General features: G+C 39.4%; 9 protein-coding genes. 2 read left to right on the plus strand and 7 right to left on the minus strand.

What is annotated here, in order from left to right:
• The first annotated feature begins 158 nt into the window (after positions 1-158).
• Entirely contained in the window at positions 159-1,703 is a 1,545-nt protein-coding gene (locus tag ACF3OH_RS09870; RefSeq protein WP_204590556.1) for a malate:quinone oxidoreductase, read from the plus strand.
• 122 nt (positions 1,704-1,825) lie between these two features.
• Here ACF3OH_RS09870 and ACF3OH_RS09875 read toward each other — a convergent pair whose 3' ends face one another.
• The 6 genes from ACF3OH_RS09875 to ACF3OH_RS09900 form a co-directional block, all read right to left on the minus strand.
• Positions 1,826-3,109, minus strand: coding sequence for a hypothetical protein (locus ACF3OH_RS09875; RefSeq protein ID WP_392454377.1), 1,284 nt, complete (start codon positions 3,107-3,109; stop codon positions 1,826-1,828).
• Positions 3,110-3,213: 104 nt separating this feature from the next.
• The gene (locus ACF3OH_RS09880) at positions 3,214-6,123 is read right to left on the minus strand and encodes a hypothetical protein (protein ID WP_392454379.1); all 2,910 of its coding nucleotides are present in this window, start codon (positions 6,121-6,123) and stop codon (positions 3,214-3,216) included.
• Positions 6,120-7,541: a glycosyltransferase family 2 protein gene (locus ACF3OH_RS09885; protein ID WP_392454381.1), complete on the minus strand. Its 1,422-nt coding sequence runs from the start codon at positions 7,539-7,541 to the stop codon at positions 6,120-6,122. Before ACF3OH_RS09885 ends, ACF3OH_RS09880 begins: the two co-directional genes overlap by 4 nt.
• Entirely contained in the window at positions 7,541-8,230 is a 690-nt protein-coding gene (locus ACF3OH_RS09890) for a HEAT repeat domain-containing protein (protein ID WP_392454383.1), read from the minus strand. Before ACF3OH_RS09890 ends, ACF3OH_RS09885 begins: the two co-directional genes overlap by 1 nt.
• 108 nt (positions 8,231-8,338) lie before the next feature.
• A complete protein-coding gene (locus tag ACF3OH_RS09895; protein ID WP_392454385.1) occupies positions 8,339-8,590 on the minus strand; it encodes a hypothetical protein in 252 nt (83 codons plus the stop codon).
• Positions 8,587-9,414, minus strand: a complete 828-nt coding sequence (locus ACF3OH_RS09900) for a response regulator (RefSeq protein ID WP_392454387.1) — start codon at positions 9,412-9,414, stop codon at positions 8,587-8,589. The genes ACF3OH_RS09895 and ACF3OH_RS09900 overlap by 4 nt, the downstream gene beginning before the upstream one ends.
• A gap of 260 nt (positions 9,415-9,674) precedes the next feature.
• On the opposite strand from ACF3OH_RS09900, the gene ACF3OH_RS09905 reads away from it, so the two are divergent.
• Positions 9,675-10,109, plus strand: coding sequence for a hypothetical protein (locus tag ACF3OH_RS09905; RefSeq protein ID WP_392454389.1), 435 nt, complete (start codon positions 9,675-9,677; stop codon positions 10,107-10,109).
• Positions 10,110-10,118: 9 nt separating this feature from the next.
• On the opposite strand, the gene ACF3OH_RS09910 is transcribed toward ACF3OH_RS09905, so the two are convergent.
• Entirely contained in the window at positions 10,119-11,246 is a 1,128-nt protein-coding gene (locus ACF3OH_RS09910) for an IscS subfamily cysteine desulfurase (RefSeq protein ID WP_392456756.1), read from the minus strand.
• Positions 11,247-11,277 lie beyond the last annotated feature (31 nt).

Consider the following 11,277-nt stretch of genomic DNA (forward strand, 5'->3'; position numbering starts at 1 on the left):
CTACTTAGTAAATAATAGTAGAAATTTGTCAGTCAACAGGCGTATAATAATGAATGTACGTATATAAATCATGAAGTATGTTCCCCGTTCAGTTGGAGAACCTGCTTTTTTTAATAGGCGAAAGCGCTTAATTAAACTCAAGGATGTGGAACGCAATCATGAACAGTCAGGATAAACAAATGGATGTTATTTTGATCGGTGCCGGCGTAATGAGTGCCACACTCGGTGCTTTACTTAAAGAATTAGTCCCTCACTGGAACATTAAAGTATTTGAAAAATTAGATGCGGCGGGTATAGAAAGTTCGAACGAATGGAACAACGCAGGTACAGGACATGCAGCTCTTTGCGAATTGAACTACACACCGCAAGCAAAAGATGGCTCCATTGATATTACAAAAGCAATTAAAGTAAATGAACAGTTCCAATTATCTCGTCAGTTTTGGTCTTTCTTAGTGGAAAAAGGATTACTCAAAAAGCCAGAAGATTTTATCATGCCGATTCCACACATGAGTATGGTGCAAGGTGAAGCGGATGTTGATTTTCTTCATAAACGATTCGAAGCTTTAAAAACGAATCCTTTATTTGAAGGAATGGAATTTTCAAAAGACCCGAAAAAACTTGCCGAGTGGATTCCAGTTATCATGAACAATCGCACAGATGGTCAGCCGATTGCTGCAACGAAAATCGACACTGGAACAGACGTAAACTTCGGTGCATTGACACGTATGTTGTTTGACTATTTACAACAGCAAGATGTGGAAGTGAACTACAAACATCGTGTCGACAACTTGACGCGTTTAGAAGATCGTCGCTGGGAATTAAAGGTGACGAATCACGAGACGAAAGAATGGGAATACCACCAAGCAGACTTCGTATTTATCGGGGCGGGTGGCGGAAGCCTTCACCTTTTACAAAAATCAGGTATTCACGAATCCAAAAACATTGGAGGATTCCCTGTCAGCGGGTTGTTCCTAGTTTGTAATAACCCTGAAATTGTAGAAAAGCATCATGCGAAAGTGTATGGAAAAGCAAAAGTCGGCGCTCCTCCAATGTCTGTGCCTCACTTGGATACACGCTATATCGATGGCAAGAAATCTTTATTGTTTGGTCCATTCGCAGGCTTCTCACCGAAATTTTTGAAGACAGGTTCAAACTTAGATTTAATCAAGTCTGTTACGCCAAATAACGTGTTTACGATGCTTGCAGCTGGCGCAAAAGAAATGTCTTTAACAAAGTATTTAATTGAACAAGTCATGCTGTCTCACGACAAACGTGTAGAAGAATTACGTGAGTTCATCCCAGATGCAAAAGCAGAGGACTGGGGAACTGTCGTTGCAGGTCAACGTGTACAGGTCATTAAAGATACAGAGGTCGGCGGCAAAGGAACACTTCAGTTTGGAACAGAAGTTGTGAGCGCAACGGATGGCTCAGTAGCTGCTTTACTCGGAGCTTCTCCGGGAGCTTCAACTGCTGTACATGTCATGTTGGAAGTATTGGAACGTTGTTTCCCAGAGTTTATTGAAGAATGGCAACCACGTGTGAAAGAAATGGTTCCTTCTTATGGAGTTTCTCTCTCAGACAACCGTGAATTGTTCTTTGATTTGTTGAATTCGACTGCGCGTACTCTGAAATTGACTGAGATGCATTTAGAGAAACAACAACAAGAAACTGTTGCAGTTGCAGCAACTCCTGAGAACGCCTAAATTTAGAATATAGGGTGACAGGCACCATCTGGAAACCACTGGTAAATGGTGACAGGCACCTATAAAAATTACAAATAAAAACAGTAGCTCACTTAGCCTATAATAAGTGAACTACTGTTTTTTTATTGATAAATGACATCTGCTAGTCGCATATTATTTGGATCGTACGCTTCAAATACTGTTTTTTCCTCTTCTACTGCCATGCGTATATTACACGCTGACTGATAAATCGGGTCTGATGCATAGTCAGTTGATAAAGCACTTTCACCAGTTCGGGTGTACGCATAATAAGCCCCATTTGATTTCCGGTAGACAAAAGTTGAAGTGTCTTTGTAGAGAAGTACGTTCTTTAGGTTGGACACATTTAAATCATAAGCTGCTTGTGAAATCGACGGGTCTGGTAACAGACATACGGTCGAGCCATTCATAAAATCGACACGTTGACTATCATTATTTGGATTGACTATTTGTTCCTCGGTAGAACCTTTTGTAATAATAATTCGGTTGGCAATGATATGAGAACTATCAATCTCTGTTTGAGAGTTTGAATTGAATTCTAAATCTAGTGTTGTTGTAATTAAATTTGAGTTTTTTACTTGGAAATGCTTTTCAAAAGATAAAGAAGCTCCGGAGAGAACATTTACATTTAACAAACTTCCCTCTGATCCGAATTGTTGATGGTTGAATGTCCCACCTTGTTGAAAGTAGTAAAAATGCTCTCCTTCAAAATTATAAGTTTGACCATTTGCCGTATTGATTGGGTTGGTTACTACAATCGTATCATTATTTGGTAAAGAGGCATATTGTGCAAATGTATAAGACGTGATAAAGGATTCTGTCTTGTCTCCTTGCCACATTAGTTGTTCCGGTAACTCTATAAATAACTCTATCGGCTCACTGACATCCGTCTCGGTAAATCCGACCACTTTCAAAGATAGCGTGGAATCCTCTACATTCAAATTTGAACGCTCAATAAGCCGGTACCCTCTGGTCTGTTGATCTACAATTGTCGTATAGCCCGCCACAATGGATGGTGGTGTTGAAGCAGTTTCCATATAGACAGTGTTGGCATAATAAGCAGCTAACTCCGCATTTTGTGTGGTGGCAAGTGCAGTCATATTAGTTGTTAAATCTGTGTAACTTGTCGAAGTTTTTTTCACTTGATCCATCTTAGTAGCTGTGTCAGCAATCAATTGATTCACATCACGGATGATTTCTTCTTTATAAAACTCTGCTCCCATTTCTGCGAGCGCCGTTGTTACAATGCTTGAATCTGTTTTCTCAACCTGCACTTTTTGTGAAACAGCAATACGCGTGAAAGAGAACATGAAAAGCATGAGCATCATTACAAGACCTAATGTGATTAAAAGTGTATACCCTTTTTCATTTGTTAGATGCGTTCTCAAACTTTTCACATCCTTTCATTAGTATTGAAATATAGTAATTTTGAATCAATTATCTACTTATTTTGTCATTTATCTTAGTTTACACTACGAACACTGTTCCGTCATCATTCTAAATCCGCAAATGTTTGCTGAAGAATATAATATGATTCTTTTAAACGCTCATTTGAAGTTGGTACATTCCAACTCTCCCATGAATAACGGCGAAGACCACTATCTTCTGATACGAGCACAGATGCTTCCCCTTCTCCCATCACGAGACCAATTCCAATTGATTCGATAAACTCACTTGCCTCTTCACCGTCTTTGAACACATCCCCAATTACTTCTAAGCGACTTGGATCTCTAAATTGAAGTAGCAGCCATGGAATTCTAATTTCTACTGAATTGTCTCCAAACTCATAATCCGCAAGTGAGTTATAATCCGCTGAATTAGGATTACCATTGCCCCGTGTCAACTTTCCAGTCTCATAAAATTCAAATGGTCGTACTTCATCTAGTTCTGGATAATACAACTTTTTGTTTAGAACATAATAGATTGGTGTGAATTTTCCTGTATTCTTTCTTCCGTTGGAAACAGGCTCAATCATTTTTTGGTCGTTGCCATATAAATAATGATAATAATCGTAGTACGTATCAGCTACTAAACGGCTTTCTTCACCATTCATATCCACAATGAAATCAATTCCATCTTCAAAAGATAGCGCTTCTATTCCCGTATTTCCTTGATCTGGAATTGTATCTAGAACAATACGTGCACGTTCCGTATCCTGAAGTCCTTCAATTTTTAAATACAGATTGGCTTCATCATGCGTGACTTTTAGAGATGCAGACGAATCTCCAATAAAGTCGTCTACTTCTGTCCAATCCTCGAAACTCCCATCTACTTGTACTCTCATAGAATCAAAGCTCAACAATCCAAAGTTTTGTTCGTTTGTCTGGCGATTTGACCAGTATGGGCGTCGTTCGCGATTATCATATTCTTGGGTATTCCATGTTCGTTTGAACCATTCATCTTGCCAACTGAACACTAAACCACCTAAATAATCTTCCGCTATTATTGTTCGGAACAGCTTTGAGACATAGTCTCCTTGCTGCTGTTCTGTCACGTTCCCTTGGTTCCATCCATACGGGTTGATATGCGTTCCGCCACGAGAAGCTGGAATTCCAAACTCCGCAATTAAAACCGGCATGTCGTGTGCCGCACGTAAATCATTTAAATAGCCTGCATAACTATTTTTCTCTCCATCTTGATCGACATATTCTAAGTACTCCTTATCAACGTTCAAGAAGTCTGGATAGTACGGATAAACGTGGTACGATGCGAACTGACCGATTGGTTCCATTTCATTTTTCAAGCGAATTACATTCGGATTCACACTTACTAGATCCTCGTCGATATTTGGTTCGGATGGGTGATCCAGTAAATCCGTTGTAACCCAGTTTGTAAAGCTAATCGGGCGGAGTTCATTATAATTGTCTGCCTCATAGGTTAAAATGCCATCCATATGCATCGCTAACCAGTGTTCAAAAGGAGACGCATTTTCTGTTTTTACAAATTGACCATCGTAATCTTTAAGATGATCATTTTCTTCATTCGTTCCAACAACCATTTCCGGATACCATTCAATCCCGATAATCCAGCCGACTACATACTCCGATATATCTGCTTCGTAAGTACCGGAAGCGTGACCTACTTGGGGAAGAATTCGGGCATTCCCATGTATCACATCGACAATGTCTTGATATTCTTTAATAAATCGTTTATTGGTTTCCTCATTGAATGCATTTTGTGTTTCCTCTAACAACTCTTCTTCCGTCCATGCGCCGTGAAATACATAAAGCGGGACGTCATGCTCTTCATTATAGCGTTTCAATGCACGATAAAAACCTGGAGGATGGACCGTATACACTCGAATCGTGTTAGCATTCATTTCACCGATTTGTTGGAACCAACGATAATATTCTTCCTCTGTAATCGCTGCTTCCCCTGGAAAGAATCCTGGTTTGCCCATTCCAATATTTACGCCTTTAACGGACATCTCTTGCCAGTCCCCGTCTACTTGTACTTCAAACTGGTCACCCGAAATTCTTGAGTGATTCACCAATTCTTCATTCTTTCGGACTGATACACCAGACAAATCTTTTGCGGATGCAACCATGTTTGTCAATTGGGAAGTAAATGTCGACCAGTAAAATCCGTCCCCACGATTTGCATAGAAGAAGTTGTACACAGAAGACAAGCCAAAAATTTGGTAAAGTGCTGGTGGCGATTCTAGAGATTGATAATCCGCTGCCATGTAGACAGACTGAATCTCTGGATGCTCGCGTTGCACGATTGCTGGCACTAGTCCTTCTGTCAATTCAACAGGCAATTGTTGGTGAATAGATTCTGGGAGCGCAAACCAAAATGAAACGTCCTCTTCAATCGGAGTAGTCACAATCTGAATCCAACCGCGATAATCACTTTCTACCCAATCATTCGAATCACCATGCTGATAGACTTCTTCCGATTCTATAACAACTGTTTGTTCGATTTGTTCATTTGTAAATATATACCCGCTCCCCTCATACTCCCAATTACCTTCCACTAATTCTTTAGTCGAGTCTGGAATATCAGGATTACTTGCTGACAAATCCTCGAAGTAGCGCATAATCCAACCTGTAAACCGAACCCCTGTGAAGTCTTCTATTTCTCGTGTAAGCAACTCGTCTTGTACACCTAGCCAATCAATCGGTTGTATTAGAAGCAATTTATTTAGTTGTTCTGAGGTAGTCGCTTCTCTCCACCGCTGTTCGTTGACTGATCCTGATACAATATCTAATTCGATAGTGGCATCGTCTGAATCCGCATATTTTTCATGCTTAAAATACCAATCTATTCCTTGATTGTTTTCTAAATCATCTTTTACTCGGTCAGAAGCTGTGACTGATGAATTCGGTGTTGCCACCCAAAGCAAATAGGGCAGGCCAAATACGCCTGCCACTACAAGTACAACTAAGATAAATCGATTCACGAGGTCATCTCCTTTTTCTGGAAACCAGTACGTTCCATTTTGCCCCACTCGCGTTTTCTAAAGATTGTCCGAATTAGCCCTTCCAATCTCCATAAAAGCGTCAATGGGCGGTACCAGAAGATTTCAGTTAAAGCCATGATTAACAGGCGATAAATATCTCGGATACGTGGGTAGCGATTTACACTCCAAGCTTCCATTAATACAGATCCCATTGAGAATACACTTCCATAAAGTATCAGTAATAATGCTAGCAAGATTGCAATTTCGATGTATACATCACCTGCAAATAAAGCAAATATTAAATAAATGTATCCTCCAATCTCAATAATCGGGCCTAGAAATTCAATCAACCAGAAATAGGGCATCGATACCATGCCAACAGCTCCGTACTTTGGATTGAAGGTCATTCGTTTATGGCGCCATAAACTCTCAGTTAATCCTTGATGCCACCTTCTTCGTTGCTTTCGAAGTACGGAAAGTTTAGAAGGAACTTCTGTCCAGCAAACCGGATCCGGAACAAATTCAATTCGTTTCTTTTCTTTACTTTCAGCAAGTACTCGGTGCAAACGAACAACCAGTTCCATATCTTCTCCTATCGTGTTCTTCGCATAACCTCCTGCTTTAATAACCCAGGACTTTGAGAACACGGAGAAGGCGCCAGAAATAATGAGCACTAAATTATAGCGACTTAGAGCAATCCGTCCCATTAAAAATGCGCGTAAATATTCGACTGCTTGCATGACAACAAGTAAGTTGTTTGGTAGAGCAGGGCTTGAGATAGCACCGTGCTCCACATAAAGGCCGTTTGCAATACGCACATTCCCACCAGCAGCTATTACTTTTCCATTCGATGCAACAATCGGCTTCATAATACGCAATAATGAACGATCTTCTAATATTGAATCCCCATCAATGGAGCAGATATACGGGAATCTCGAAACGTTGATACCAGCGTTGAGGGCATCTGCTTTTCCACCGTTCAGCTTGTCGACCAAAAGTAAGTTAGGGTGAATCGTAGATTGATAGATTGCAACAATCTCTTCATTCTCCAACTGTTTGCGCACGACCTTGTTCAGCTTTTCCATTGCAAAATAAGAAATCATCGTTTCTTTTGTGAGGTCTGTAGACCCGTCATTTATTACTATGACTTCAAATTGAGGGTAGCGAAGGCTGAGTAATGACCGAACACTATCTACCACACCTTTTTCTTCGTTAAATGCTGGAACTAAAATTGATACAGGCTTTGAGTAATAACTAGAAAGAAAATCGTCATCAAGCTCTTCTTTATCCAATTGGTATTCTTTACGCAGCTTTAATAAAGAGAGGAGTAACATAAGCGTATATATGATAATGACACCGATCATGTAAAAAATCAGAAAGCGTCCAAAAAATACTAAAATAGCTTCCCAAATGGCCATTACGCAAACACTCCCCTCATAAGCTGTTCTTCAATGATTTCAACCGCAAAACGATCCTGCGTGCTATCTTTGTATGCAAGCAATAGTTCAGTCCCATTTTTTTGCTTAGCTACTGAGCGTGCAGCTGTAGAACGAACCCACCAACTCGAATCTTCAAGTAAAGGCAATAAGTAACCTTTACTCTCATCTAGTGGGAAAGTTCCAATCAGCCGAGCAGCAAGCATGCGTTCTTCCCAATAGTCCGACTCGAGAAATGGCACAATTGAAGAGTAGTCTTTATAAAAACCAATCATTTCATTAGCCTTTAAAATTCGAATACGAATTTCGGACTCTTCTTCCAGTTGAAGCTGGCTCATTAAAAATTCTTGATATTCCACATAATTCTTCTCTCCAATAACATCGATTAAAGAAAGCTTTGCCGGTCGAGAGAGAAAACTATAATTCTGAACCAAGTCTTGCAGTTGACGATTTTCAAGTTTTAAAAGAAGTGCTCGATTTTGATGTTCCGAAAATTGATGTTCATCGTCTTTGATAATATGCAAAGCTGTTGTCTTACCAGTCATAATTTTTAATAATGATAGATAATAATCTTCTTCTACAGTGGCTACTTTCTTTGACTCCCAGCGCTTCAGATGACTTTCGGCTAATGCGACTAACTGAAAATCAATGGTTCGATAAAGTCCGTTCATCCGATGACTCCACTCGGGGCTCCGTAACATTTTTCTGTAGTACCCCTCTAAATAAGAGTTAGCAAATAAGTAAATCTTTTGCCGGGTCCCTTCTACATACACACTATTTTAAAAATTGATAAGTAACTTTTCTGTAGCATTTGTTTCATGCGGTCCATCTGGGATTAATTGCTCATCCCAGTCCCCCCCATAAAACAAGTAATTCATCCATATATGTTTAGTACGGTCGATATAGTTCTTTTCGTTTGCTAATTTCCGCTTCTCTAAAAGTCTTAAAACCGTTAAATACACACTGAATAGAAGCAATAGTGTTAAAAGGACGAGAATAATCCATAATAGCGTTATACTTGAAACTGTCATTCGAACCACAGCCTCTCAATTGTTCTTCTGAAGAGAGCTTCAAACAAGCGAAGATTAAATGGCTTATGAATCACTTCATCAATCCCCATTTGATAGGCATTAATTAGATTTTCTTCAGAGACACGGTCCGTCAACATAAAGATATGAAATTTTTGATGACTTGCTTGATTTCTTAGGAAATGTACGACTTCAATACCGTTCTTCTTCGGTAATACATCGTCTAAAACGACCAAATGATGATTTGCACTTGTGTACCACTCTGAGGATTCGAATTCTAAACCGTCTTCAAATAAACGGACATCTAATAAGAAGTTTTTAAAGTTCATAGTCGAAATTGATCGGTGCAATACTTCTTGAACTATTTTGTCGTTTACAATAAGACTAACTTTAATCGTGCTCTCCTCTGTAATTGTCCACGGTCCTTCAATGTAATTCACTAGAGCTTCATCAAAATTTGAACTTTTCATTATTTTGACAACTTCCATTAAACTCATTTTGGAGTCTCGAACTTCTGTGTATAAAACTTTATAGGCATGGACATCTTCTAATGAAAAATGAGATTTCAGCCGTTTTAAAAATGCTTTCACTTCTTTCTTTCCACTATTTGGTAAAACTGCCCACCAACCTTCTTTTTCCGGATCATGAAATACTAAGTCAGAGTTACGAATAAATTTTAAGACTTCCTCATTTTCGACTTTCGCTTCTTCTGTCAGCGGTTTTATAAAAACAACGGCAATAGGGGCTTTCGACCTTTCCAACGCACCTTGGATGAGTGAGAATATGGACTCTGCTTCATCTACCCAATACAATTTTCTCCCCATCATCATCGCCCTCTTTCTTCCAATTCAATTATTACTCATACAATAGCACCTTTTTCATAATTTTAATAGTACTATCTGCATTATTTTTAATTTAATTTTGGTTTTTTTATAAAACAATTTAAATAACATAGTAAAATAGTATTTATATGAATTTAATCTATGTATGACTAAAGATTTTTTAGCGTTTACACTTGACTCTTTTCGGGAAAATAGATACCATTGCATGAATCTGAATCAATTGAATAGAAAGGGAGGAATGTACGATGCATAGAACGCATACGTTGTATGATTTGCAACATGAAAAAAGTACGGCCCCTTCTTCACTGTTTTCAACCAATGCACGTTTACTTTGGTTTAAGTCAATTGAGCATCAGCAGTTATGCCATTTATCCAATCAAAATCTTAGTGAGTTGATGGCACTTAAGATCTTACCTGAATTTACATTATTTGAATCTCTCCACCGTCTATATGAAGATCCTATGGCTGGTACTTTAGAAGATGGCGAGCTACTACAAACAGTTGCTTACAATTTCACTGAAGAATTTTGGAAGAACCACCCAAAAAGCAATCATCAGATGACTGAGTTTTTGACGATGCTCTCGACTTTTAAAGTCGCCGAAAATTATCACTGGAAAAGCGAAATTGAAAAGAAGAATTATTTCTATGCTTTAGAAACATTATCGAATCAATTAAAGTAGAAAGAGACCTCATCTGAGGTCTCTTTCTACTTTATAGGAACGAATCCACTTTATTAAATTCTCCACTTCTCTCTCAGTAGTTAAATACCCGAATGAAATTCGCACAAATTGCCGCGCAACATCTTCTTCGTAGCCTAGAGCGCTTAGCGTAGACATCGCCTCTCCGTGCCCCACTTTGCATGCACTTCCGGTTGAGATGGAAATTCCGTGTCTGTTTGCTTCTAACATGGTATGTTGTCCGTCCACGCCAAAGCCTAACAATCCCACTATAAAAGGTGATTTAGTTGTCCCTTGCCCAACATATTCCACAGTCTCAGGCAAAGCATTAACCACTCTCATATGGAACTTTTGCACATTTGCATAGAGATCATGTTGTTCCTTTAGCGAGATAAATGCCGCTTCTGTTGTAGCTACTATAGAAGGAATATCCACAGTGCCTGCTCGAAATCCAAATTGATGCGTTGTGCCGGGATATACAGAGCTCCAATGAAAGTCTGGATTGATCAAACAAACGCCGCATCCTTTGGGTCCCCCGAACTTATGGCCCGAAATAACAAAACTCGCAACGTCCTGTTGCCAACCAGTCAATGTACATTTTCCGAACCCTTGGACAGCATCACAATGAAGGGGTATCGATTTTCTCTTAACAAGTGACAGTATCTCTTCTATAGGTTGTAGAATTCCTGTTTCGGAATTCACCCACTGACATACTACTAAAATCACTTCGTCACTAAGCATATCATTCGTTTTTTGCAAATCCACGACACCGCGTTCAGTTAAAGGCAACCATTCTATAGCAAAGCCCTCACTCTTCAATTCATGAACAACCGTTAAAATGCTCGCATGTTCAAGCGGACTTACTAAAATCGTTCCTTGCTTCCCTTTTACGAGTGACCGAATAGCCAACTGATTTCCTTCTGTAGCTGATCCCGTGAAGAAAACACTATCAGGGCTTACCTGTAAATGATTAGCCCATATATGCTTGCATTTCTGGAGCACTCGTTGTGCTGCACTTCCGACGTCATGAAGACTTTGAGTATTGCCATAAAATTTTCGCGCTGCTTCTACATAACTTGTAAGTGCTTCTTCTCGCATAGGGGCTGTCGCAGCATAATCAAAATAGTTCAACTTTTTCACAACCTTCGATTCGAACTTGTCTTTCATTTTG

This window comes from Chryseomicrobium aureum (genome assembly GCF_043182735.1).
Lineage (GTDB): Bacteria > Bacillota > Bacilli > Bacillales_A > Planococcaceae > Chryseomicrobium > Chryseomicrobium aureum.

What these genes read in the sequence shown, in the direction of transcription:
- ACF3OH_RS09900 (WP_392454387.1), bottom strand. Translation starts at nt 9,414, where the DNA reads ATGATGGGGAGAAAATTGTATTGGGTAGATGAAGCAGAGTCCATATTC.
- ACF3OH_RS09885 (WP_392454381.1), bottom strand. Translation starts at nt 7,541, where the DNA reads ATGGCCATTTGGGAAGCTATTTTAGTATTTTTTGGACGCTTTCTGATT.
- ACF3OH_RS09890 (WP_392454383.1), bottom strand. Translation starts at nt 8,230, where the DNA reads ATGAACGGACTTTATCGAACCATTGATTTTCAGTTAGTCGCATTAGCC.
- ACF3OH_RS09905 (WP_392454389.1), top strand. Translation starts at nt 9,675, where the DNA reads ATGCATAGAACGCATACGTTGTATGATTTGCAACATGAAAAAAGTACG.
- ACF3OH_RS09895 (WP_392454385.1), bottom strand. Translation starts at nt 8,590, where the DNA reads ATGACAGTTTCAAGTATAACGCTATTATGGATTATTCTCGTCCTTTTA.
- ACF3OH_RS09870 (WP_204590556.1), top strand. Translation starts at nt 159, where the DNA reads ATGAACAGTCAGGATAAACAAATGGATGTTATTTTGATCGGTGCCGGC.